This is a genomic window from Microbacterium endophyticum (genome assembly GCF_011047135.1).
Lineage (GTDB): Bacteria > Actinomycetota > Actinomycetes > Actinomycetales > Microbacteriaceae > Microbacterium > Microbacterium endophyticum.
The window spans coordinates 2,329,534-2,353,567 of sequence record NZ_CP049255.1 but is presented as its reverse complement, the minus strand read 5'-3'; the positions used below and the strand labels follow the sequence as shown (position 1 = coordinate 2,353,567).

At 61.8% G+C, this 24,034-nt stretch carries 25 protein-coding genes and 1 tRNA gene; 11 read left to right on the top strand and 15 right to left on the bottom strand.

Features of this window, described 5'->3' with window-relative positions; genetic code table 11:
• Nucleotides 1-218: 218 nt before the first annotated feature.
• Both G6N83_RS10985 and G6N83_RS10980 read right to left on the bottom strand, forming a co-directional pair.
• A complete protein-coding gene (locus G6N83_RS10985) occupies nt 219-1,139 on the bottom strand; it encodes a M23 family metallopeptidase (RefSeq protein WP_241246194.1) in 921 nt (306 codons plus the stop codon).
• Between the two features lie 197 nt (nt 1,140-1,336).
• Nucleotides 1,337-2,038, bottom strand: coding sequence for an iron-dependent transcriptional repressor DtxR (locus tag G6N83_RS10980; RefSeq protein WP_165141997.1), 702 nt, complete (start codon nt 2,036-2,038; stop codon nt 1,337-1,339).
• A gap of 117 nt (nt 2,039-2,155) precedes the next feature.
• Between G6N83_RS10980 and serC the strand changes: the two genes are divergently transcribed.
• Entirely contained in the window at nt 2,156-3,268 is a 1,113-nt protein-coding gene (gene serC / locus G6N83_RS10975; protein ID WP_165141995.1) for a phosphoserine transaminase, read from the top strand.
• Between the two features lie 8 nt (nt 3,269-3,276).
• Here the strand turns inward: serC and G6N83_RS10970 are convergent, their stop codons facing one another.
• Nucleotides 3,277-3,849, bottom strand: a complete 573-nt coding sequence (locus tag G6N83_RS10970) for a DUF3027 domain-containing protein (protein ID WP_165141993.1) — start codon at nt 3,847-3,849, stop codon at nt 3,277-3,279.
• Entirely contained in the window at nt 3,833-4,216 is a 384-nt protein-coding gene (locus G6N83_RS10965; protein ID WP_165141991.1) for a cold-shock protein, read from the bottom strand. Before G6N83_RS10965 ends, G6N83_RS10970 begins: the two co-directional genes overlap by 17 nt.
• Before the next feature lie 108 nt (nt 4,217-4,324).
• Here G6N83_RS10965 and G6N83_RS10960 point away from each other — a divergent pair, with 108 nt between their 5' ends.
• The 6 genes from G6N83_RS10960 (at nt 4,325) to G6N83_RS10935 (ending at nt 11,008) form a co-directional block, all read left to right on the top strand.
• Entirely contained in the window at nt 4,325-4,591 is a 267-nt protein-coding gene (locus G6N83_RS10960; protein ID WP_165141989.1) for a multidrug ABC transporter ATPase, read from the top strand.
• 1 nt (nt 4,592) lies between these two features.
• On the top strand, nt 4,593-6,341 hold the full coding sequence (locus G6N83_RS10955) for a helicase-associated domain-containing protein (RefSeq protein ID WP_165141987.1): 1,749 nt from the start codon (nt 4,593-4,595) through the stop codon (nt 6,339-6,341).
• Between the two features lie 56 nt (nt 6,342-6,397).
• The gene (locus G6N83_RS10950; protein WP_165141985.1) at nt 6,398-8,053 is read left to right on the top strand and encodes a DNA repair helicase XPB; all 1,656 of its coding nucleotides are present in this window, start codon (nt 6,398-6,400) and stop codon (nt 8,051-8,053) included.
• Between the two features lie 78 nt (nt 8,054-8,131).
• Nucleotides 8,132-8,824 (top strand): response regulator transcription factor, encoded by a 693-nt coding sequence (locus G6N83_RS10945; RefSeq protein WP_165141983.1) that lies wholly within the window; start codon nt 8,132-8,134, stop codon nt 8,822-8,824.
• 86 nt (nt 8,825-8,910) lie between these two features.
• Complete coding sequence (locus tag G6N83_RS10940; RefSeq protein WP_311737114.1) at nt 8,911-10,590, top strand: sensor histidine kinase; 1,680 nt, start codon at nt 8,911-8,913, stop codon at nt 10,588-10,590.
• Nucleotides 10,591-10,720: 130 nt separating this feature from the next.
• Nucleotides 10,721-11,008, top strand: a complete 288-nt coding sequence (locus G6N83_RS10935; protein WP_165141981.1) for a WXG100 family type VII secretion target — start codon at nt 10,721-10,723, stop codon at nt 11,006-11,008.
• A 63-nt stretch (nt 11,009-11,071) separates the two neighbouring features.
• On the opposite strand, the gene groL is transcribed toward G6N83_RS10935, so the two are convergent.
• From groL to G6N83_RS10910, 5 genes are all read right to left on the bottom strand, one after another.
• Nucleotides 11,072-12,700, bottom strand: coding sequence for a chaperonin GroEL (gene groL, locus G6N83_RS10930; protein WP_165141979.1), 1,629 nt, complete (start codon nt 12,698-12,700; stop codon nt 11,072-11,074).
• A gap of 215 nt (nt 12,701-12,915) precedes the next feature.
• Nucleotides 12,916-13,119, bottom strand: coding sequence for a cold-shock protein (locus G6N83_RS10925; protein ID WP_165141977.1), 204 nt, complete (start codon nt 13,117-13,119; stop codon nt 12,916-12,918).
• 133 nt (nt 13,120-13,252) lie between these two features.
• A complete protein-coding gene (locus tag G6N83_RS10920; RefSeq protein ID WP_165141975.1) occupies nt 13,253-13,843 on the bottom strand; it encodes a LytR C-terminal domain-containing protein in 591 nt (196 codons plus the stop codon).
• 9 nt (nt 13,844-13,852) lie between these two features.
• Nucleotides 13,853-14,110, bottom strand: coding sequence for a DUF3263 domain-containing protein (locus G6N83_RS10915; RefSeq protein WP_165141973.1), 258 nt, complete (start codon nt 14,108-14,110; stop codon nt 13,853-13,855).
• A gap of 9 nt (nt 14,111-14,119) precedes the next feature.
• On the bottom strand, nt 14,120-15,118 hold the full coding sequence (locus G6N83_RS10910; protein WP_165141971.1) for a DUF2332 domain-containing protein: 999 nt from the start codon (nt 15,116-15,118) through the stop codon (nt 14,120-14,122).
• A gap of 76 nt (nt 15,119-15,194) precedes the next feature.
• On the opposite strand from G6N83_RS10910, the gene msrB reads away from it, so the two are divergent.
• Entirely contained in the window at nt 15,195-15,602 is a 408-nt protein-coding gene (gene msrB / locus G6N83_RS10905; RefSeq protein WP_165141969.1) for a peptide-methionine (R)-S-oxide reductase MsrB, read from the top strand.
• The gene (locus G6N83_RS10900) at nt 15,599-16,162 is read left to right on the top strand and encodes a nitroreductase family protein (protein WP_241246193.1); all 564 of its coding nucleotides are present in this window, start codon (nt 15,599-15,601) and stop codon (nt 16,160-16,162) included. Before msrB ends, G6N83_RS10900 begins: the two co-directional genes overlap by 4 nt.
• On the opposite strand, the gene G6N83_RS10895 is transcribed toward G6N83_RS10900, so the two are convergent.
• The 3 genes from G6N83_RS10895 to G6N83_RS10885 all read right to left on the bottom strand — a co-directional run bounded on the left by G6N83_RS10895 (nt 16,159) and on the right by G6N83_RS10885 (nt 18,220).
• Nucleotides 16,159-17,109, bottom strand: coding sequence for a DMT family transporter (locus G6N83_RS10895; RefSeq protein WP_165141967.1), 951 nt, complete (start codon nt 17,107-17,109; stop codon nt 16,159-16,161). The two genes, G6N83_RS10900 and G6N83_RS10895, sit on opposite strands and share 4 nt — an antisense overlap.
• Before the next feature lie 53 nt (nt 17,110-17,162).
• Nucleotides 17,163-17,235 (bottom strand) — tRNA-Thr (locus G6N83_RS10890).
• A gap of 37 nt (nt 17,236-17,272) precedes the next feature.
• Complete coding sequence (locus G6N83_RS10885) at nt 17,273-18,220, bottom strand: DsbA family protein (RefSeq protein ID WP_165141965.1); 948 nt, start codon at nt 18,218-18,220, stop codon at nt 17,273-17,275.
• A gap of 220 nt (nt 18,221-18,440) precedes the next feature.
• On the opposite strand from G6N83_RS10885, the gene G6N83_RS10880 reads away from it, so the two are divergent.
• Nucleotides 18,441-19,544: an ABC transporter ATP-binding protein gene (locus tag G6N83_RS10880; protein ID WP_165141963.1), complete on the top strand. Its 1,104-nt coding sequence runs from the start codon at nt 18,441-18,443 to the stop codon at nt 19,542-19,544.
• Between the two features lie 94 nt (nt 19,545-19,638).
• Nucleotides 19,639-20,949, top strand: a complete 1,311-nt coding sequence (locus G6N83_RS10875) for a DUF4032 domain-containing protein (protein WP_165141961.1) — start codon at nt 19,639-19,641, stop codon at nt 20,947-20,949.
• A 21-nt stretch (nt 20,950-20,970) separates the two neighbouring features.
• On the opposite strand, the gene G6N83_RS10870 is transcribed toward G6N83_RS10875, so the two are convergent.
• From G6N83_RS10870 to cysS, 3 genes are read right to left on the bottom strand one after another with little or no spacing between them, the layout of a single operon-like run.
• Nucleotides 20,971-21,609, bottom strand: coding sequence for an NAD(P)-dependent oxidoreductase (locus G6N83_RS10870; RefSeq protein ID WP_165141959.1), 639 nt, complete (start codon nt 21,607-21,609; stop codon nt 20,971-20,973).
• A 10-nt stretch (nt 21,610-21,619) separates the two neighbouring features.
• Nucleotides 21,620-22,633: a 23S rRNA (guanosine(2251)-2'-O)-methyltransferase RlmB gene (gene rlmB, locus G6N83_RS10865; RefSeq protein WP_241246192.1), complete on the bottom strand. Its 1,014-nt coding sequence runs from the start codon at nt 22,631-22,633 to the stop codon at nt 21,620-21,622.
• The gene (gene cysS, locus G6N83_RS10860) at nt 22,602-23,993 is read right to left on the bottom strand and encodes a cysteine--tRNA ligase (protein ID WP_165141957.1); all 1,392 of its coding nucleotides are present in this window, start codon (nt 23,991-23,993) and stop codon (nt 22,602-22,604) included. Before cysS ends, rlmB begins: the two co-directional genes overlap by 32 nt.
• Nucleotides 23,994-24,034 lie beyond the last annotated feature (41 nt).

Below are 24,034 nucleotides of genomic sequence, written 5' to 3'. Positions count from 1 at the left end.
AGGCGCCGTCTTCACAGACAGCGCCTTGCAGACACGGCAGAGCCGCAGCATCCAGTCACACAATGCCGAAGTGCGAACATGCCAAAAGCATCCATGGTTCGGATGTTCGGTATGTCGTCCATCGGCGCTCTCCGCTTCTCTCAGCGTCGAGTGACAGGGTAACGCACACCGCTGGAAGAAGAAGAACCGCGCGGTAAACGCTCAGTGTCGTGTCGTGGTCAGCCGGCGTTGGCTTGCAGCCACGGAAGCGGGTTGACGAGCGAACCGTTGATCGTGACCTCGAAGTGGAGGTGGTTCGCTGTTGAGCTTCCGGTGCTTCCCACGAGGCCGATGACCTGTCCTGCTGTGACAGTCTGGCCCGCGGCAACGACCCGGCTGCCATACGTCATGTGACCGTAAAGGGTCGATACCGACTGACCGTTGATGACCGAATCGATCACGACAGCAACGCCGTAGCCGCCCAAGCTTTCTTGCGAAGCACGTACGGTGCCAGACGCTGCGGCGTAGATCGGAGTTCCAGCCGGCGCGAGCATGTCGAACCCGTTGTGGTTCGGGCGCGACGGCGGACGGAAGAGGTTGATGTCGGTATACGTGAAGCTGCTCACAGGCCAGCGAACTTCTCCGCTGCCGGGAGCGACCATGCTGAGATCGACAGAGACAGCCGAGGAGGACGCTGCCGTTGAGACACTTGCCGCCAACTGACGTGCGCGCTCCGCTGCGGCCTCTTCAGCCTTCTTCTTCTCGATCTCTTCTGAGGTCGTTGCCGAGTAGCTTTCACGGCTGAACGATTCGTCGGTGGCATCCGATGCGATCACAAGAGACTGTGCATCTTCAGCTGCCATCTGCTGCACAGTGACCGCTTCGGTCTCGGGCTTGAAGGCGGCATAGGCGGGCAAAGCGACCGTTGCGACCAAGCCGCCAACCATCGCCACGATGACAACGCTTCGAGCGGACTTCTTTGCTGCCGCTTTATTCACAACGCGCGCCGGAAAGACGGGACGACGGGCTTTCTTAACCGATGCCTTCGACACTGTTTTGTTGGCCGCAGTGATCGCCGCACGAGCGTCTCGTCGAGAACTCGAATGAGTCGCCTCCGAGAGGTCGGTGCCGTCCTGAGACGGCTCGGTTACATCAGCCAAACTATCCTCCGCCGCCTCAACGCTTTGCGCTGGCTTGTCGGCAATAAATATCGGTTACGTATATAAAAATCGGGCCGCGACAATGACCGTAGAAGGTACTCGACGCGGAAAACCCAGGGTGGGCTTTTACCCTCGGGATCATCCGAGGCTACCGGACGGTAACGAATATGTCACGCCGAGCGCAAGAGTGGGAGCCGTTATGCAGGTTGGTGGACAAGAAAAATGTGGCTCGCAACCTCGACGGGAAGTTCAAGCCCTTCATCACTGCCGTCCATCTGAACGAGAACGTAGCCCTCACTGAATTGATACGTGCCTTTCGCGCCGGGTACGACGCCGGCTGTGCGCAGCTGCTGCAGAAGTTCGGGGTCGACCTGCGCGGGTTCGGCGAGGCGTCGGACGGTTCCCGTCATCGGACCGCCGCTCGTGTTCAGCGCACGTACCAGACTCACGACTCCTTCACCGAATGTCGATGAGGCAGCGTCACCGAGCTGGTCGAGCCCGGGAATCGGGTTTCCGTAGGGCGATTCTGTGGGGTGACCGAGCAGTTCAACAAGACGACGCTCGACCTGCTCACTCATCACGTGCTCCCAGCGGCATGCCTCTTCATGAACGTATGCCCAGTCGAGCCCGATCACGTCACTCAAAAGCCGTTCGGCGAGGCGGTGCTTGCGCATGACGTCGATCGCCTTCTGGCGACCTGACGTGGTGAGTTCCAGAGTGCGATTGTCCGAGACGACAACGAGGCCGTCACGCTCCATGCGCCCTACTGTCTGAGACACTGTCGGGCCAGAGTGTCCGAGGCGCTCAGAAATACGCGCGCGCAACGGAACAATGTGCTCTTCCTCGAGTTCGAGGATCGTGCGCAGGTACATCTCGGTGGTATCGATGAGATCAGTCATGGCATTCCTCGGAACTGTGAACTAGTAAGTCAAGCCTATCTATTGCCGACGGGACGAAGACCGTTTCGGCATCGACGCTCGCAGCGAAGCCGTGCGACCTGTCTCTAGAATCGTGACATGTCTCACGTTGCGCTTCCCCCTAACCTTCTTCCGGCTGACGGACGCTTTGGATGTGGCCCCTCCAAGATCCGTCCGGCGCAGCTCAAAGCTCTCGCTCAGTCGGGATGGTCGGTTCTCGGGACGTCGCACCGGCAGGCGCCTGTGAAGAACCTCGTCGGCAGCGTGCGGGAGCACCTCGGCGAACTGTTCACTCTTCCCGCGGGCTACGAGATCATCGTCGGCAACGGTGGGTCAACAGCATTTTGGGATGCTGCAGCTTTCGGTCTCATCGAGAACCGCGCTCAGAACCTCGTTTTCGGCGAGTTCGGCGGCAAATTCGCTTCTTCGGCAGCCGCGCCGTGGCTCGCGGCGCCCGATGTACGAAAAGCCGAGCCCGGAACACGCATCGCCGCCGAGGCCGTTGAGGGCGTCGATGTTTACGCCTGGCCTCACAACGAAACCTCGACCGGAGTAAGTGCTCCGATCTCGCGTGTTCATGGCGACGAGGGCGCGCTTACCGTCATCGACGCGACGAGTGCCGCGGGCGGCATCGATTTCTCGCTCGCGGAAGCGGATGTCTATTACTTCGCGCCGCAGAAGAATCTCGGCTCGGATGGCGGCCTCTGGTTTGCGGCCGTCTCACCCGGCGCGATCGAGCGCATTGAGCGCATTGCAGCATCCGATCGCTACATCCCGGAGTTCTTGAGCCTGAAGAACGCGCTCGACAATTCGCGTCTCAACCAGACGCTCAACACGCCAGCTGTCTCGACGCTGTTCCTTCTCGAAGAACAACTCAAGTGGATTCTCGGCAATGGTGGTCTGGCGTGGGCGGATGCTCGGACACACGAATCCTCTGACGCACTGTACGAGTGGGCAGAAGCCAGCTCATTCGCCACACCGTTTGTCACCGATCCTGCCGACCGGTCACCCGTGGTCGTCACGATCGACTTCGATGACTCGATCGACGCTTCGGGCATCGCTAAGAGCTTGCGCGCAAACGGTGTCGTCGACACCGAGCCGTACCGCAAGCTCGGTCGCAATCAGTTGCGCGTCGCGACATTCGTCTCAATCGAACCCGACGATGTACGCCAGCTCATTCGCTGCATCGACTACACGCTGAAGAACCTCTAGCGCGAAGGTTATCGGTCGTCGTCTTCGGCGTCAGCGTCTTCGGCGTCAGCGTCTTCGGCCTCAGCGTCGGAGTCGCTGTCGTCGGACTCGTCGAGCTCGTCGGAGTCATCAAGTTCGTCGCTGTCGTCCAGTTCGTCGATGTCGACACCGTCTACATCTCCCGAGTGAAGAATCGCTGAACCACCGTCGTCGAACTCATCGTCTGAGTCGTCGTCGGAGTCGTCGTCGGAATCCTGATCGTCGAGATCTTCATCTGCGCTCGTGACTGCCTGCTGGGCGTGATAATCAGCCAACCGGACGGCCCACGGCACCCACTCCGGTGCAAGCAACGCGCCATCGTCCGGAATCAATTCCGTTTCGAGCACAGTCGGCTCGCTACCGTCAACGCGCGTGACCGACACTGCCCACAGCCAGCCCGGGTATCCGCGCATACGGTTTTGGAACAGCAGCGTAATGACGCCATCCGCTTCGACACGGTGCCCCTGAGGCGCGCCGATCGCGTCGTCGGCCGTGATCTCTTTCAGCGCTGCGAGCGCGAGATCGTGGGCCGCGATAAGGGTCGAATCAGGCGTCGAGGTCATCGGCTACCTTGCGCAGAACCGCAGCGACCTTCTTGGCGTGCGAACCACTGGGGTAGCGACCGCGGCGGAGGTCTCCACCGATGTCGTCGAGAAGCTTCACCAGATCTTCCACAATGATCGCCATGTCATCGGCCGGCTTCCGTGAGCGCTTCGCAAGGCTCACGGGCGCGTCGATGACACGTACCGAAAGCGCCTGAAGACCACGCTTGCCGTCAGCTACACCAAACTCCAGACGTGCACCGGCCTTCGGCGCGGGAGCACCCGCGGGAAGCGCCGTGGCGTGCAAGAAAACGTCTTGGCCATCCTCTGCGGTGATGAAACCAAAACCTTTTTCTTCGTCGTAAAATCTAACCTTGCCGGTGGGCATGGAAACCTCGCTGAAGACGACCCGCTGACGCGGGTAAAACTGAACAGGGCCGGTTGCCGACCCTGTTGCTAGCCTACGGCACCGCCGACCAGGAGTAGTGTGGGCACGATGAGCACCCGTGCCCCTGGCGACGATCTACCGGTACGCCGGATTGATCGCATTCTCGCCTTCATGTCCCTTGGACTCGTGATCCTGACAATTGCGCTGTTCTTCGCGATTTTGATCGGTACTTCTGCGGGTGCCAATTTCTCCACGGGCGTATGGCCCGCGGTCGGAATCGTTGTGTACATCGCGCCAATCGTTGCCTTCGTCCTCATGTTCATCGTCCTGATCACAGCCTTCGTCCGGAGGGCAAGGGCGAATAAGGACCGATGACGTGAGCGGCCTCTCAGACGAACGCGCCCTTGCGGCTAACCTTTCAGCGCGTTCGCCCGAGGAACTGGCCTCGCTCTTCGCGCTTCGTGGAGTCAATGCGACCGCGTCGTGGCGTGATTTCTACGATGCTGCTGCGGCGCTCTTGGATTCTGCATCGATAGATCGGGCGCTCATTCGCGCGCCCCGCGCCGTGCTGCAGTCGTTGATTGCCGACGCCGGACCGGCATCAGCAGACATCACGCCCTGGCTCATCGAACGTGGCCTGTCCGACGACGAGGGCAATCCCTACCGGGCAGTAGCGGAGCGAGCGCGCGTATCGGATCAGACCTCGGCCCCTGGGAGTGAACTCGGGTCGATCGCACAAGAAGCTACGCTCACGGCAGCGGAAAGCTCTGCAATCGACACGGCGGCCGCAGCGGAACGTGCATTCACCGCCGTCTCGGCGCTCACCGACGTGCTGCTGGCATGCCAGCATTCTCCGCTTCAACGCGTAGGTAGCGGAGCCGTGGGCGCGGCCGATAGGCGACGGCTCGTTGAATCAGCAGCCGTTGCCGACGGCGACGAACTTGAAGATCTGCTCGGCGCGGCAGAAGATGCGTCCCTCATCCGCGGCATCGATCGTGAGTGGATAGTGACCTCCGACGGCGAGCAGTGGCTCAGTGCCGACACGGTCTCGCGGTGGTCGCAGGTCGCCAAGTCGATGGTCCAACGGCTTCCCGGTGGCATCCGGACCCCGAACGGCGGTATCTACCAGCCAGAAGCGTGGCAAGCCGCCTATCCCCTCGATGCGAGTTGGCCGGCGCGGGCCGTTTTGCTGCACCGCCGTCTCGTGCGGTGGGCGCTGTTCTTGCCGAACGGCACTGTCCCCCCGTGGGCCGCTGCTGTTCATGCGGGCGCCGATCCTGACCCGGCAACGCTGAGTGCAGCTTTCCCCGCCGAGATCGACCGCATTTATCTGCAGGCTGACCTCTCAGCGATTGCACCGGGCCCCCTTCTTCCACGCGTTGAAATGCGCCTACGCGCCATGGCCGAACGCGAGTCGCGTGCTCAGGCTTCGACCTACCGGTTCAGCGACGCCAGCCTCTCTAGCGCCATCGCAGGCGGCGAGACTGCGGAGTCATTGCGTGCATTTTTGTCGGAGATCTCGCTCACCGGCATCCCCCAGCCTCTTGACTACCTCATTGAACGAGCGTCCGACCGGCACGGTCTCGTGCGGGTGTTGGTCGACGGCGTGTCAGGGCGCACGCATGTCGAGAGCGATGACCCGCACGTGCTCGCAACAATTGCGGTCGACCAGAGTGTTCGCAGTATCGGCCTGGTTTTCGATGATGCGGTACTCGCTACGGGTGTCGGACGTGAGGCCGTTTATTGGACGCTCATCGACGCTGGCTACCCCGCGATGGCTCTCGGCACCGACGGGGCGCGTCAGAAGATTCGCCGCCGTGCGACCCCAGGGCGCGACGCGGCCCTCTCGCCTATCGAACGTTTCAGCGGTCTCATTTCTCAACTGCGCGCGGGAATGCCAGCCGATGCTGACATCGACACGGTGTGGCGAGAGCGTGAACTTGATCGCGCGGTTCGCGAACACGAGGTCCTGATCATCGAAGTTGCCCTGCCGGGAGGCGCCACGCGCTCGTTCACGATCGAGGCGACGGGCATCGGCGGTGGACGCCTTCGTGGGCGGGATAGAGCTGCGGATGTCGAGCGCACGCTGCCGATCACGAGCATTGTCCGCGTCGACCGCGCCTGAATCAACGCTGCATAGCGCGCCCGGGCACATCAATAGCCACGGTAGGCTCGTACGTTATGGCTGATGGCCCCCTGATCGTGCAAAGTGACCGCACCGTGCTCCTCGAAGTGGCGCATCCCGACGCTGAGAGCGCTCGCCATGAACTGGCGATTTTTGCTGAGCTCGAGCGGGCCCCTGAGCATATTCATACCTACCGCATCACTCGACTGGGCCTCTGGAATGCTCGAGCCGCGGGGCACAGCGCTGATGACATGCTTTCGACGCTCGACCGATGGTCACGTTTTCCCGTGCCGCCCTCGGTGTCGATCGACATCAGCGAGACCGTCGCGCGCTATGGACGGCTCGTCATCGAGCGCGCCGACGTCGCGGGGTACGGCGAGAACATACTCGTCCTGCGCTCGACCGATGCAGCTGTGCTCTCTGAAGTGTCGAAGAACCGCCGAATCCAACCCCTCCTTCTCGGTCACCCGGCTCCCCACGTCTTCGTCGTCGATGCGTGGGCACGCGGCCAGATCAAACAAGAACTGCTGAAAATCGGCTGGCCCGCAGAAGACCTCGCTGGTTACACGCCGGGCACCCCGCATCCGATAGAGCTGGCAGAGGACGGCTGGACACTTCGCCCCTATCAGCGCAAAGCGGTCGACATCTTCTCCGAGGGCGGCTCAGGCGTCGTCGTGCTCCCCTGTGGCGCCGGAAAGACGCTCGTGGGCGCGGCCGCAATGGCCGACACCAAGACCACCACTCTCATTTTGGTCACCAACACGGTGAGCGCCCGGCAGTGGCGAGACGAACTACTGAAGCGCACGACGCTGACGCCCGAAGAAATCGGTGAGTATTCCGGGCAGGTCAAAGAGATCAAGCCGGTCACGATCGCGACCTACCAAATTCTTACCGCCAAGAGGAAAGGCGAGTACGCCCACCTCGCGCTACTCGACGCGCTGGACTGGGGACTCGTCGTGTACGACGAAGTGCACCTTTTGCCGGCCCCCGTATTCAAGCTGACGGCTGATCTCCAAGCTCGCCGCCGTCTGGGTCTCACCGCCACGCTCGTGCGCGAAGACGGAAGAGAAGGCGATGTCTTCAGCCTTATCGGACCCAAGCGTTTCGATGCGCCCTGGAAAGAGATCGAAGCCCAGGGTTTCATCTCGCCCGCAGCCTGCTACGAAGTGCGTGTCGACCTTCCAGCGGGAGACCGACTTGAATACGCTGCTGCCACCGACGACGACAGGTACCGGCTTGCCGCATCCGCACCCGCCAAGATCGGGGTCGTGAAGAGTCTCGCGGCACGTCACAAGGGCGAGCAGATTCTCGTCATCGGCCAGTACCTCGACCAGCTCGACACCCTCGCCGAAGCTCTCAACGCGCCGAAGATCACGGGCGCAACCCCCGTAGACGAGCGAGAAGACCTCTACCGAGCCTTCCGCGAAGGTGAAGTCAACCTGCTGGTGGTTTCGAAGGTTGCGAACTTCTCGGTCGATCTACCCGAGGCCTCCGTCGCGATTCAGGTCTCGGGCTCTTTCGGCTCACGCCAAGAAGAGGCACAGCGCCTGGGCCGACTGCTGCGTCCGAAAACAAACGGGCACACGGCAAGCTTCTACACGCTCATCGCCCGCGACACCGTAGACCAGGATTTCGCTCAGAATCGTCAGCGTTTTCTTGCCGAGCAGGGCTACAGCTACACGATTTTGGATGCCGACGGCATCGCTGCCTGAGCCATAAAAATCGACCAAACTGACGGCATCCCGGGAAATATCCAGCAGACCCATCGCTCAGGTCACCATAATGGGGCTATGACCGCACCTCGCATCCTCGTCGTAGACGATGAGCCGAACATCCGCGACCTGCTCATTACGAGCCTCAAGTTCGCGGGATTCCAGGTGCGCGCCGTAGGAAACGGCGCGCAGACGATTTCGGCAGTCCTCGAAGAGGAGCCGGACCTCATCGTCCTCGATGTCATGCTGCCCGACATGAACGGGTTCAGCGTGACGAAGAGATTGCGGGAGGCCGGCTACACGGCTCCCATTCTCTTCCTGACCGCGAAGGACGACACCGAAGACAAGATCACTGGCCTCAACGCCGGTGGCGACGACTACGTGACGAAGCCGTTCTCACTCGACGAGATCGTCGCTCGCATTCAGGCGATCCTTCGACGCACGATGCAAGCCGACGAAGAGTCCGTCATCCGCTCCGGCGAGATCACGATGGATCAAGACACGCACGACGTATTCGTCGGCGAGACCCCCATCGATCTCAGCCCGACCGAGTTCAAGCTTTTGCGCTATCTCATGCTCAACCCCAACCGAGTGCTGAGCAAGGCGCAGATTCTCGATCATGTTTGGGAGTACGACTTCAACGGCGATGCTGGCATCGTTGAGAGTTACATCTCGTATCTGCGACGCAAGATCGATCCGCACTCCTCCGAAGCGCTGATTCAGACGAAGCGCGGCTTCGGCTACATGCTCAAGGCCGCCAAGAGCGCCTGAGCCAGCGGAGGAACACCCTGGGAACCGACACCACCTCATCCGACTCGGTCACTCGATGGTGGCGCAGCGTCAGTCTGCGCGCCAAAGTGACGGGAGTCACGGTTGCTGTGCTCGCGATCGGATTGCTGGCGGCAGGTGTGGGGACCATGGGGTTTTTGCGCCAAACACTCGGAAACAATCTCGACGAGCAGGTTCGCCAGCTCGTGAAGACCGGAGTGGCTAGCTCGGTTTTCGACGCTGAAGTGTCTGATGCCGGATTGACGTTCGTCGATAAGTCGAATGCGACCAGCTACTTCGTGGTTATCTACAGCCCCGAATCCGATGGCCATCTCGTCAATCAGGGCGGTGGTGACGGTGCGGCCGCGCCGGAGTTCCCTGACAGCTACACGATGTCTCAGGCGATGGCACAGGGCTCCGATGCTGTATTCACTCTTGAGAACTCCGCTGGCGGGGCGCCGTACCGCGCGGCCGTCGCCGTTGACACGGATGCCGAGACGGGGCTGTTGTACACACAGCTTGTCGCCATACCGACAGCGGCGAGTGAGCGCTTCATGGCGGCGTTCCTCGGCATCTACAGTTTTCTCGCCATCATCACTGTCATCGCGAGCGCTTTCCTCGTGCGGTGGGTCGTCACGCTGACGTTTCGGAGCCTGGGACAGGTGGAGTCGACGGCTGAGGCAATCGCCGCCGGAGACTTCAGCCTGCGTATGACCGACGTTGAAGCGCCCACGACAGAAGTCGGGCGTTTGAAATCCGCAATCAACGCCATGCTCGGTCGCATCGACGGCGCGCTATCGCAGCGAGACGCCACAGTGCGTCAGATGCGGCGTTTCGTGGGTGACGCTAGCCATGAGTTGCGAACCCCACTCGTGACGGTACGCGGCTACGCCGAGCTCTACCGCATGGGTGCGATCAAAAACCCCGACGATATTGCGCAGTCGATGGAACGAATCGAGAAAGAAGCGATTCGCATGGGCGTGCTCGTCGAAGATCTACTTGCACTCGCTCGACTGGATGAGCGACGCGGCGTTGAGATCACGCCGATCGATCTGCGACCGATTGCGCGAGATGCCGCGCTCGACGTAGGCGCCGCTGCTCCCTCAAGAACTGTCACCGTCGTCGACACGACGGCGCTTCCTCCACGCCCACCGTTGCCGGATGCCACAGCGCTCACTCCCCCGACGACGCCCACCGAGTCGGTGCGTCGCCGTGTGTCGCCCATGGAACGCGCTGGTTCGCTGCTGCGACGTCGCTCACGGGCTCAGGACAACGCCGCAGACGGTTTCGGCGGCACCGGCCCGCTCGATCTCTCTACAGACGCTGTGCCGGTCGTGCGCCCGACGCCTGTCGTGCTCGGCGACGAGAACCGCATCCGCCAGGTCATCGCGAACCTGCTCGGCAACGCCCGACGATACTCCCCCGACGAATCGCCCATCGAGGTACGTGTCGGAGTTGACGCCGAACAGCAGATGGGCTGGCTCGAGATCGTCGACCACGGTGAAGGTATTCCCCCACAAATCCGTGGGCACATCTTTGAGAGGTTTTGGCGTGCCGACACGTCGCGCACTCGCGATACCGGTGGCTCCGGACTCGGCCTGTCTATCGTCGCGTCGATCGTCGAATCGCTCAACGGCAACGTGGAAGTGACCGATACAGCCGGTGGTGGAGCGACGTTCCGTGTTGCGTTCCCGCTGGCGCTCGGTAAGGATGCCGCGGCTCACCTTCTGATCGAAACGCAGCCGTTGCCGCGGATGAAGCTCTCCTAACGCACCGGTCTCTCTCCTCCCCAGCAGGAACCTTCGCGACACCGGTACACGGCCTGCAGCCGTCGCGAACCAGCGTGGTGTGCTCACACTTAACGTGAAGTCTTCGTCATCTCAATCGAAGGAGCACCCCATGGCTGTTTTCGCCGTCGATAGCGACGCCGTCCTCACCACCACCGCCGCCGCCCGCGCGACGATCGATCGGTTGCATAGCGAGTCGGCTTCGCTGACTGCTCAACTCAGCCAGCTCCAGTCGTCATGGACTGGTACCGCCGCTACGGCGTTCCAAGGAGTGGTCGATCAGTGGCGGGCAACTCAACACCACGTCGAGGACACCATTGGCACCGTTAACCAAGCGCTCGCTCTGGCCGGTCAGCAGTACGCCGATGCCGAACTTTCCAACGCCGCCATGTTCCGCTGACACGCCCCCGGAAAACACGAAGGGCCCCGGCAGATGCCGGGGCCCTTCGAGGCGTCTAGTGGATCAGAAGTCCATGCCGCCCATGCCACCTGAGGGGTCACCGGCCGGAGCCTGCGACTTCTCGGGCTTGTCAGCGACAACAACCTCGGTCGTCAGGAACAGACCTGCGATCGATGCTGCGTTCTGCAGAGCGGAGCGCGTGACCTTTGCGGGGTCGATGATGCCGGCTGCGAACATGTCGACGTACTCACCGGTTGCCGCGTTGAGACCCTGACCCACGGGGAGGTCAGCAACCTTGTTCACGACGACCCCGGGCTCGAGGCCAGCGTTGAGCGCGATCTGCTTGAGCGGTGCTTCGATAGCAACACGAACGATGTTCGCTCCGGTTGCTTCGTCACCCGTCAGTTCAAGCTTCAGGAACACGTTCTTGCCTGCCTGGATGAGCGCAACGCCACCACCGGCGACGATGCCCTCTTCGACAGCTGCCTTGGCGTTACGCACTGCATCTTCGATGCGGTGCTTGCGCTCCTTCAGCTCTACCTCAGTGGCCGCGCCAGCCTTGATGACGGCTACGCCACCAGCAAGCTTCGCGAGGCGCTCCTGGAGCTTCTCACGGTCGTAGTCACTGTCGGTGTTCTCGATCTCGCGGCGGATCTGAGTGACGCGCCCCTCGATCTGTGTCGACTCGCCAGCACCCTCGACGATGGTCGTCTCGTCCTTCGTGATGATGACCTTGCGGGCACGACCAAGAAGGTCGAGAGTGGCGTTCTCAAGCTTGAGGCCTACCTCTTCGGTGATGACCTGTCCACCAGTGAGAATCGCGATGTCCTGCAACTGCGCCTTACGACGGTCGCCGAAGCCGGGAGCCTTGACGGCTGCCGACTTGAAGATGCCGCGGATCTTGTTGAGAACCAACGTCGCGAGAGCTTCACCCTCAACGTCTTCCGCAATGATCAGGAGCTCTTTGCCGTCCTGGATCACCTTGTCGACGATGGGGAGGAGATCCTTGATGTTCGAGATCTTCTGGTTCGCGATGAGGATGTAGGGCTCCTCGAAAACGACTTCCTGACGCTCAGGGTCGGTGACGAAGTAGGGGTTGATGTAACCCTTGTCGAAGCGCATACCCTCAGTGAGCTCAAGCTCGGTACCGAACGTGTTCGACTCCTCAACGGTGACGACACCTTCTTTACCAACCTTGTCGATCGCCTCAGCGATCAGGTCACCGATGGTCTGGTCCGCAGCAGAGATCGATGCCGTTGCAGCGATTTCTTCCTTGGTCTCGATCTCCTTGGCGGATGCGAGCAGCTCTTCCGAGATTGCCTTAACAGCCTTCTCGATTCCGCGCTTGAGGGAGATGGGGTCGGCGCCGGCCGCGACGTTACGCAGGCCTTCCTTGACGAGCGCCTGAGCCAGAACGGTTGCGGTGGTCGTACCGTCACCTGCGACGTCGTCAGTCTTCTTGGCGACCTCCTTGACCAGCTCAGCGCCGATCTTCTCGTAGGGGTCGTCGAGTTCAATTTCCTTGGCGATCGACACACCGTCGTTCGTGATGGTGGGAGCGCCCCACTTCTTCTCGAGCACGACGTTGCGACCGCGGGGACCCAGGGTCACCTTGACGGCGTCGGCCAGGATGTTCAAGCCGCGCTCGAGGCCTCGTCGGGCCTCCTCGTCGAAAGCGATGATCTTTGCCATGTGTGTCTCGTCCCTCCCGGACGTTGCCTTACCGTCTTAGCACTCGGCGATTGCGAGTGCTAATTCATTTTGGCACTCGGGGGTGCCGAGTGCAAGCGCGAGCAATCACCGATGAGGGCGCAAGTGGGGTGCGCCGCTACAGACATGACAACGGGCGACCCTGCGCCACCCTCACAAGAGAGGGGAACGCAGAACCGCCCGGTGAAGGTCGATGCTCAGGCTACGACGCGAACAGCTTCTGCCTGAGGTCCTTTTTGGCCTGATCCCACCGTGAACTCGACGGCTTGGCCTTCTTCGAGTACACGGAATCCAGACATGTCGATGTTCGAATAGTGGACGAAAACGTCCTGCCCATCCGACACCGTAATAAAGCCGAAGCCTTTCTCAGCGTTGAACCATTTAACGGTACCCTCGGCCATGCGTATCTCCTGTTAGTGCAGTAGGACGCGGCAATCGTATCCATGCGCACGCAAGAGATATCGCCGTTCCCGCAACTTGTGACACGGCGGCAGCGAACTTTTTACAGACCGGAAACACGAGCGCACTTCCGAGCTATGAGGCCGGCGCTTCCTCGCCAGTTGTGGCACGGTCAGCACCAACGACGACTGTCAATTGACGGGTCTGAGAGCCGTCCTCAGACTGTTCTGTCTGGAGGTATGCGTCGCTCTGCACGACCGGAACGTCGCCCAGAAGTTGAGCCAGACCCATCGCGGCCGCTTCGTCTTCGGGATAGGCGTAGTAGACCGTCGTCTGCTCGAAATCGGTCGAGGCTGCGTTTGCCGCCAGCACCGTATCGCCGGTCCATCCAACATCGGCCGCGATGATTTCGTCGCGTACCGCAGTTCCGAGTCCTGTTTCATCGGTCGCGTTGAGAACAAGCACCGTGTACGACGCGTCGACCACGGGCTCGACGCCCGCAGACTGCGAGACAGTGGGGTCAGCGGTCGGGAAGAGGTCGATTCGGCCCGAGATCATCATGCTCGCGAAGATGCCGACGACGGTCAGGACAACCGTTGCAACGAGCGCCCAGATGAAGACCAACCAGCCGCGCATACGGGGATTCTCGGCGCGATGCGCGCCGACGCGGTCAATTCCCTCGGGGAGATCGTCGAATCGGTCACGCGAAGTGGGCGTTCTCGGCATCCGTCGATGTTATCGGGCTGAACCAGTGCGTGCGGTATGCGCGCGGCGTGATTGGTCGTCGGCGTCACGAAGGCGCCGCAGTCGGTGCACGAGCAAAGGATCGAATTCAAGCGCCTCAGCGGTGTCGATGAGGCGTCCGAGGAGTTGGTAGTACCGGGCTGGGCTCAACTGCAACTCGGCGCGAATGCGCTCTTCTTTGTCTCCGACGTGGCGCGGGTACTGCGCTTCGAACACCAGCAGCGCCCGGTCACGATCAGTCAGATCCATACGTCAACGCTAACGCGCACCGGTTACCGAGAGCGGATGCCACTCCACGACAGCGCCGAGCGGGTCAACTGCAGCCACGATCTCGCCGTCGATCCCGAGCACGAATCGCGATGCGGGCCAGCCCTCGCCGGGCGGCACAGTCCACGCATCGTGGGCGGCGGGTGGATCGATCGTGACCCATCTGGCCGCGGCGCTTGCCGCGCTGATAACGGCGTCGCGACGCGCCCGCGGGATGTGAATCAGCACTCCGGGTGTGGTCACCACAAGGGTTGCGTCTTCAGGCGCGCGGGCGATGAGCGCCGGCAATTCGGCTTCGGCGTCTCCAGCGACAAGGATCGGCGGATCAGCTGCGGCAATATCGAGCGCCGCGGCGATGCGCTCGGCACGCCCTTGCTCGCCCGGCCATACGAGCATCTTCAACCACTCGCGATCCTCGGGATTTCGGGCGTCGAGAGGCGAAAGATCGATCCCTGCGCGCCACACGACATGCGGCAGCGCGACGCGCGGTTCTCCCGAGAGCTCACAGTCGAGAACGACACTGCTTCGTCCGCGAGCGGGATCGAGCTCGATGACGCCCGCGCCCGTGCGCGAGAACCGGTAGGAATACTGGTCGGGATAAAGACAGAGCCCCGCGCTCGCGCCGAGCTCGATAAGAGCGATCGGGCCCTCGATGAGCGCCAGCGCGGGCAAGAGCGCAGCGCAGCGCAGCGGCTCATTGGTTTGCAACGAACGACGCTCACACTCAGCGATCACGAGATCGGCGTGAGCGTGCAGCCATTGTGACCACTCCTTGTACGCCGATAGCGGTGCACCGAGAAGGCGCGTCGCCGCGAAAACCAACGGTGGCTGACGATGCGTTGCGGGAATCTTCGCGAGAATTGCCCACACGTGCGGGTCGTCTGCCACGCCCTGAGCCCAATCGGCATAGAGCGCAGAGCGCCCTGGCGCCTCATCACGCGCAAATCTCGCGTACCGTGCTGAAACCACCGCGCGCTCGGATGCAGTCATATGTCCATTCTCGGCGCACTCTGGGCGACAGCTGCCACCTACTCGGGTTGAATAGAGAGAGCCCCAAGGAGGTTTCATGACGTACCCCGTCGACAAGTCAGATGCGCAGTGGCGCGATGAACTCGATCCCGATCGATTCGCCGTCTTGCGGGAAGCCGCCACAGAGCGCCCCTGGACCGGCGAACTGCTCGACGAAGCACGCGCTGGGCTCTACACCTGCGCTGGTTGCGGCGCGGAGCTGTTTCAGAGCGGAACGAAATTCGATTCGCACTGTGGGTGGCCGAGCTTCTACGAGTCGGTTCGACCCGATGCCGTTGAGCTGATCGACGACAACGCGCACGGCATGCAGCGCACAGAGGTGCGCTGTGCTTCGTGCGGCTCACACCTCGGCCATGTCTTTCCTGACGGTTTCGGCACGCCCACGGGCGACCGGTATTGCATGAACTCTCTTGCCCTCGAGTTCAGTCCTGAGGTGGCATCGTGAGCGGCGCGTTCGATGCCGTGCTCGCACGCAAGTCGCTGTCGCGCGTCACCGATGCTGCGCCCAACCACGCCGAGCTTGCCGGCTTCGTTTCCGCGGCGGGCACGGTAGCCGACCACTCAGCGCTCCGCCCGTGGCGACTCATCGAGTTGCGAGGCACCGATCGTGAACGCCTCGGACGTGCGCTTGCGAAGGCAGAGGGCGAAAAGCATCCGTCTACGAAGCCGATGCGTGCGCCTCTGCTGATAGCGGTCGTCGTCAGCTACGGAAAAAGCGAAAAGGTCCCGCGCTGGGAGCAGGAGGCCACGGCGGCCGGTGTCGCTCACATGTTGAGCCTTCTCCTCGACGAGGCCGGGTGGGGTGTGTTCTGGCGAACGGGCGGCGCAACCCGCAGCAAGGCGGTCGCTAAAGCGCACGGGTTGGCAAAAAATGAAGCCTTGATGGGCTGGCTGTACGTGGGCGGCAAACCACCGCGCACACGTCCGGGTCGTCGGAAGTCCATCGACGGCGATCGGTTCTTAACGCGGATGCCACGAAAAAAGAAAACCGACGCTTCGGCCTAGTACCGCGGGCGACGTTTCGGAAACGCCGCGACACCGACTCCGATAAGTGCGACAACGGCTGCGAGTATCGCGAACAGTGTCGACGGGCCTGACGGTGCTGGCCAGATGACGTCGAGCACGACGGCTGTCGACAGGAGACCCACGACCGATCCGAGCCCCAGCAACAGCACACCGGTGATGCGCACGAGAGCCGCCGACAAGAAGATGTAGACCACGCCGAGCGCACCTCCGAGGTATACCCAGGGACTCGTGGGAAACGTCGTCGGCGGCCCAGAAATCGCGATGTGGATGAGCGTGATTATTCCGAGCGCCAGAGTGCCGCCCAGAAAATTGACGAAGGTCGCTACGAGTGCGCTGTCGATGCGCTGCCTCAGCCGCCCATTCGTTGCCTGCTGCCACGCAATGCCAGCTCCTGCCAGAAACGGCAAGACGAGCATCCACCAGGTATCGCCCGCGCTCCCGTCACCGACAACACACAGCACAACCGCGACGACAGCGCACGTCGCACCGACTACTCGCGGCATAGTGACGGCGACGAACCCGGCCGGTCCGTAGCCGAGCCTGTCGAGGAGCAAACCGTTGACGGTTTGACCCGCGACAACTCCCACGGTGAACAGCGCGACGCCCACGGTCGCAACCGTGAGACTTTGCGTCACAACGGTCAAGGCTCCGGCGAGACCGCCCAGCATCATCCAGGCCGGGATGGTGCGAAAAGCCCCCCGCGCTACCGCTTTCACGCCGGTGCGTCCCGAGGGAAACACAAGGCAGAGCACGAGCACGATGCCGAGGCCCGAAGCGAACGAGATGAACGCTGCGACGAGCCCGTCACCCAGCGCAGACCCGAGCGATCCATTGGATCGCGCCTGAAGTGCGGTCAACACACCGACAGCGACAGCACCGGCCAGTGAGAGGCCCACGGAGAGGGCCGACGGCATCCGCTTGTTCATTGCCCCTCTTTCGCCCGCGGGTTCGAGGAAGGACGCGAAACGTCTGTTTGTTGTGCCGGCTACAGGACTTGAACCTGCAACCCCCTAATTACAAGTTAGGTGCGCTACCAATTGCGCCAAGCCGGCAAGGCGATCCAGTCTACTGGGTGCCAGGCCCCATCCGTTACGGCGTGGGAGTGGGTGTCGCCGAACCCGAAGTGGGTGACGGCGTCGGAGACGGGGTGGTGTAGTACGAATCACTCGCGACCGTCAGCACGAACTGCGAGAACTCTTTGGGATCGGTGAGCGATCCAAGGTAGGGCTCACCGTTGACCAGAATCGTAGGAGTACCGGTAAGAGTCTCAGAATCAGTGTCAGGAATACCCTCCAGAGCTCGATCGGTCGCTGACCGCGCCCACGAGACGAATTTCTCGTCCTCGATGCACGAGCGAACGAGCTTAGGACTCGAAACTCCTGAGGCCTGCGCAATGTCTGCCAAGTCGCTGTCGCTCAGACCGTCGGTTGCCTCAGCGGGTTGCTTATCCAACACGTTGTGGTTGAAAGCGAAAACTGCGTTCGGAGAGTACGTCGCGACACACGCAACTGCGCTGGCAGCACGCAACGAATATTTCGTGCCATTCGACTTCGCCGTGAGCATGGCGACGGGGTAATACGTCAGAGAGGCGACGTCGTTGGAGACCCACGTGGATAGCTGCTGGGCATTCGCCATTTCGAAGTCGCGCGCACCCGTCGACAGGTAGTCGATGTACACGCGAATGTCGACCTCGTCGACGGCGCTGGTGACCTTGGGGGTTGGCTCGTCTTCGGCTTTATCGGTTTCGTCCGGGTCTGGAACCGCCTGGGTGACACCTGTGACCCCCGACACATCGGTGATAACGAATCCGTCGTTCGTGTTCTGCGGCTGCAACTGCGGCTGCGAGGCGTTGGAGACAACAGTCCAGGTCACGGCACCCGCGATGAGTGCGACGACAGCGACAGCGCTCACAGCGATGACGCTGAATCGGATCTTGCGCGCACGTGTCTGCTTCGCGTGCACCAGTGCAGCTTTTTCGCGAACGGCGTGGCGCCGATCACGTGCTTCGGGCACGTTCGATGGGTCGTCGCTGGACATGGAACCTCGAAAGACAAGCGGAGAACCGGGAGTACCGGTATGCCGCGCAGGGAGGCGCGACCTTTTAGATCGTAGTCAGAGAGGCTGAGAAAAGCCCAGACACGACAATTTCTCGCATGACATAATGAACGAGCGCCCGATGATGGGCGTACGGGCAACACCCGTTAAATCCTCACAACGGATCGTCCGGCACGTACCTGCCGGTGAAGGAGAAGAAAAAATGGCGTCAGTGACGTTTGACAATGCAACTCGGCTTTACCCGGGCGGAACTCGCCCCGCCGTCGACAAGCTCAACCTTGAAGTGAGCGACGGCGAATTCCTCGTGCTCGTCGGACCCTCCGGTTGCGGTAAGTCCACCTCGCTGCGAATGCTCGCCGGCCTCGAAGAGGTCAACTCGGGTCACATCCGCATCGGCGACCGTGACGTTACAGACGTTCCGCCGAAAGACCGCGACATCGCAATGGTTTTCCAGAACTACGCGCTGTATCCCCACATGACCGTCGCTGAGAACATGGGCTTCGCGCTCAAGATCGCTGGCATCGGCAAGGATGAGCGCGCGACCCGCGTTCTCGAGGCTGCCAAGCTCCTCGACCTTGAGGAATACCTCACACGCAAGCCCAAGGCGCTCTCCGGTGGTCAGCGTCAGCGTGTTGCCATGGGCCGTGCAATCGTCCGTCAGCCCCAGGTCTTCCTCATGGATGAGCCGCTGTCGAACCTCGATGCAAAGCTCCGTGTGCAGACTCGTACCCAGATCGCGTCGCTCCAGCGTCGCCTCGGTGTCACCACTGTCTACGTGACGCACGACCAGACAGAGGCGCTCACCATGGGTGACCGCATCGCGGTGCTGAAAGATGGCATCCTGCAGCAGGTCGGCACTCCTCGTGACCTTTACGAGAAGCCCCGCAACACCTTCGTTGCTGGCTTCATCGGCTCACCCGCGATGAACCTGTTCCCCGCAAACCTCGCAGAGGGCGGTGTAACCTTCGGTAGCCTCGTGGTGCCGATCGAGGCCGACGTCATCGGTCGCGCATCGAGCTCCGAGGTCACAGTGGGTATTCGCCCCGAAGACATCCAGCTCAACCCGGCTGGCAGCGAAGGCCTCTCGGTTGTCGTCGACCTCGTTGAAGAACTCGGTGCAGACGGTTACCTCTACGGCCACGCCGACATCAACGGCAAGCGCACAGACGTTGTCGCTCGTGTCGACGGTCGTAACCACCCGAACAGTGGCGAGACAGTTGTTCTCAGCCCCGTTCCGGGACACATGCACGTGTTCGACCTCGAGTCGGGCGACCGCCTCACCGACCGTGCTATCGCGTCGGCGTAAGCACGTTGCAGCCCGACAGTAGTCGGGCATTTACTCCACGCGCGGCGCGGCGGGTCTTTGATCCCCGCGCCGCGCGTTACGTAGAGGAGAACACATGCCCAAGTCGTTGACGATCACAGCGAGTTCGATCGACCCTGGCTTGCTATCATTGCCGTGGGCTACCCCATTGGCTGATTGGCCGAGTTCGGCAATCGTGTATCTCCCCAAGGGTCTTTCGCGTCACCTCGTTCGCTTCGCAAACCTGTCTGGCCGGGTCGTTGCGATCAAAGAGACCACCGCCGAGATGGCACGGCGCGAATACGACATGCTCGGCAATCTCACGCGCCTTGCTGTGCCGTGCGTTGATCGATTCGCGGTCATCGGTGGTCGCACAGATGCCTCTGGCGAGCCGCTTCCGGCGGCTCTCGTCACAGCGCACCTCCGGTTCTCACTCCCCTACCGCGCACTGTTCACGCAGGTGCTTCGACCACACACCGCTACGCGTCTTGTCGATGCTCTCGCGCTGCTGCTCGTGCGACTCCACAACGTGGGTTTCTTCTGGGGCGACGTTTCACTGTCGAACACACTCTTTCGCCGGGATGCCGGCAGCTTCGCGGCCTATCTCGTCGACGCCGAGACCGGCGAATTGCACGAAGGCGGCCTCACCGAAGGTCAGCGCATGCACGATCTTGATGTCGCGCGCACGAACATCGCGGGCGAGATCATGGATCTTGAAGCCGGTGGACGATTGGAAGGCGGCATAGACGCCGTCGCGATAGCAGACGGCATCATGTCGTCGTATCACGCACTCTGGGCTGCCCTTACCGACCAAGAGACGTTCGCAGCCAACGAGTCGTGGCGCATCACAGAGCGGGTACAGCGCCTCAACGAACTGGGATTCGACATCGGGGAGATGTCGATCGAGACCACGAACGACGGCACGAAGGTGTCGATTCAGCCGAAGGTCGTCGACGCCGGCCACCATCAGCGCCGACTGCTGCGACTAACGGGCCTCGACGTAGAAGAAAATCAGGCTCGCCGTCTCCTCAACGATCTCGATGAGTTCCGCGCGCGCATCTCGCGACTCGGCGACGACGAAGAGATGGTCGCCCACGAGTGGCTCACCCGCGTGTTCGAGCCGGTCGTTAAGGCAATCCCCTTCGACCTGCGCTCAAAGCTCGAACCTGCCGAGGTTTTTCACCAGGTGCTCGAACACCGTTGGTATATGTCACAAGAGCGCGGCAAGGCTGCGCCGCTTGCTGAGGTTCTCACCTCGTACGTCGAGAACGTCTTGCGATTCCGGCGAGACGAAGCGACAGTGATGGGGCCTCCCACTGAAACTGTGTCGATGCCGATCATCAGTGACGATGCTCCGCTCGAGCAAGATGATGAGGCTGACAGCATCGACTGGCGCGACCTCGTCTGAGGCCGAGTCAGTCGATCAGACTCAGTAACCGACGGTGAAGCGCTCGCGCGAGTGCTTTGGACTCTCGATCTCGTCAACGACGGCCACCGCAAGGTCTTCGCCGGAGATGAACGAGTTGCCGGTCTCGTCGACGACGAGCACGTCTCCGCCGTCTCGGTACCTTCCGGTTCGCTCACCCGGATTGAAAGAGCCGAACCCGGCTGCCGGGTGCACGAAGAACCAGTCTCGTGCCGATTCAAGCTCCTGCAAGTGTTCAAGCACCTCAATTGCCTCGAGGGCCTCGGGCTTGAAGTCCTCGGGAAAATCAGTGTCGACGAGGCGCGCGCCACCGACGGCGACGAGACTGCCGCCAGCCCCACCGACGACGCCGAAGCGGACATCAGCCGGAAGATGCGCCTCGAGTTCAGCGACAACTGTGTTCAACACACCGACGAGCTCACCGCGCGCGGGGACACTCACGACGACCACCTCAACGCCCTCAAGCTCGGCGATCAAACTCGGAACGTCGAGAAGCGTGCCCTCGACGTAGGTTGCGCCTGCGACGCGTTCCGCCGCGATGTTTCGCGCGACGGAGACGACCGTGTGCCCACGGTCGACGGCCTCGCTCACGATGTGGCGACCGGCGTAACCGGTTCCGCCGATGACGGCGATGCGTGTCATGATTCGTCCTTTACTTCGCGACGGTTCGGAAAGTCGCGATCTGGTAGAGCGCAACGGATGCCGCAATGCCGGCGTTCAAGGATTCAGTCGCCGCTTCGATGGGAATCGAAACGATCTGGTCGCAGGTTTCGGCAACGAGTCGAGAAAGGCCTTTTCCTTCGCTGCCGACGACGATGACGACCGGACGATCAGCGAGCTCGATCGAGGGGAGCATGACGTCACCGCCACCGTCGAGTCCGAGAACGAAGACACCCTGCTTCTTGAGGTCTTTGAGTGTCGCTGTGAGGTTCGGAGCGAGCGCGACTGGCACCCGCGCTACCGCGCCAGCGCTCGTCTTCCACGCGGCGGCGTTGACGCTCGCGCTGCGACGCTGGGGAAGAATCACAGCGTGTCCACCGAATGCGCCGGTGGAACGAATGATCGCGCCGAGGTTTCGAGGATCGGTGATGCCGTCGAGCGCCACCATGAGGGGCACCTTGCCGCTGTCGACGATCTTCTCGAGAACATCTTGAGGGTGCGGATAATCGTAGGGCGGAACTTTGATAGCAACGCCCTGGTGCACGCCATCGAAGCCAGCCATGCGGTCGAGCTCTGGGCGCGTGACCTCCATGACGGGGATGCCGCGCTGTGTCGCGGTCGAGAGCATCTCCTTGACACGATCGTCCATCTCGACGCGCTGTGCAATGTAGAAAGCGGTCGCCGGGATCTTTGCGCGGAGCGCTTCGAGGACCGAGTTGCGGCCCGTCACGATCTCGGTGTCGTCGTCGCGCTTCGCCGCGCGCGGTCGCGAGTTCTGAGGGCCGGAAGATGGCTTCTTGCCTCCCGCGGCCGCGTAGCGCTCGGCTGCAGCTTTACGCTTTCCGGCAGGGTGCCACGCGCGATCCTCGGCCTTAGGCGTCGGGCCACGTCCCTCAAGCGAGCGCTTGTTCTTTCCGCCCGCGCCCTTTGTAGGGCCCTTCTTGTTACCTTTACTGGCGCCTGGGCGCCCTGGCTTACCGGCCATCAATACTCCAATGAGTTCCATCTGGAGTGTCCTCCAGAACGATGCCCGCAGCACCGATCGCGTCTCTGACACGATCTGCAGCGGACCAATCCTTTGCGGCGCGCGCTTCGGCACGTTGAGCGATCATGCTCTGAACCAAAACGTCAAGAGCGGATGCCTCAGCCGCACCCGTTCGCGCGTTGCTGTCGTTGCCGACAGCAATCCCCAAGGTTCCCATCATGCCAGTAACTTCGGCTGCGGCTACAGCGGCGGCACTTTTGTCGCCCGCGTCAAGGGCAGCATTACCCTCGCGGACCAGTCGGTGCACGACGGCGAGAGCCTCCGGAACGTTAAGGTCGTCATCCATCGCACGTACGAAATCGTCGGGCAGCGATCCAGCAGACACCGTCCCGTTCGCGGCTATCGAGCGCTTGACGAAAGTGCTGATTCGTTCGAGCGCAGCGGAGGCCTCATCGAAAGAGACGGGCGTCAGGTCAAGGCTTGAGCGGTAATGCGCTGCCGCTAGCGCGTACCGCACGACGAGTGGATCCCGCTCGGCCAGCACATCAGCGGCCAGCAAGAAATTACCGAGCGATTTCGACATCTTCTGATCGCCAACAGTCAGGAGACCATTGTGCACCCAGTACCGGGCGAAGCCGTCTCCGGCGGCGGTGGACTGCGCAAGCTCATTTTCATGGTGCGGGAATCGCAGATCGAGACCGCCACCATGGATATCGAACTCGGAGCCAAGGTAACGTCGCGACATCGCAGAGCATTCGATGTGCCACCCTGGCCGTCCCATGCCCCACGGCGATGACCAACTGGCATCCCCCGGTTCATCCTCTTTACGCGCCTTCCATAGAGCGAAGTCATGAGGATCACGCTTTGCGCGCGGATCCGAATCCGCGGCGGGTTCCATCGCATCGATGGACTGGCGGGTGAGCTCGCCATATGCCGGCCATGACGCAACATCGAAATAGACGTCACCGTCGGCAGCATAGGCATGACCGCGCTCGATGAGTTCCGCGATGAGCTCGATCATCTGCGGAATACTGCCCGTTGCGCGCGGTTCGTACGTCGGGGGCAAAATTCCGATGGCCTCATAAGCGCTCGTGAACTCTCGTTCAACTCGATATGCAAGCGCCCACCAGGGCTCATCATCCGTCGCGTTGGCGAGAACCTTGTCATCGATATCGGTGACATTTCGCACGAAGATGACGCGACCAAAGCGATCCTGCAGCCAGCGACGCAGGATGTCGAAGCTGAGAGCCGCACGGAGGTGCCCGATATGCGGCCCCGATTGCACCGTTGCACCGCACACATAAACTGAGACAGAGTCAGCTTCGAGCGGCACGAAATCGCGCAATGAGCGCATCTTGGTGTCGTATAGCCGGAGAGTCACTTCACCAGCCTACCGGCGTCGCTCTCCCCGTCGATGATGAG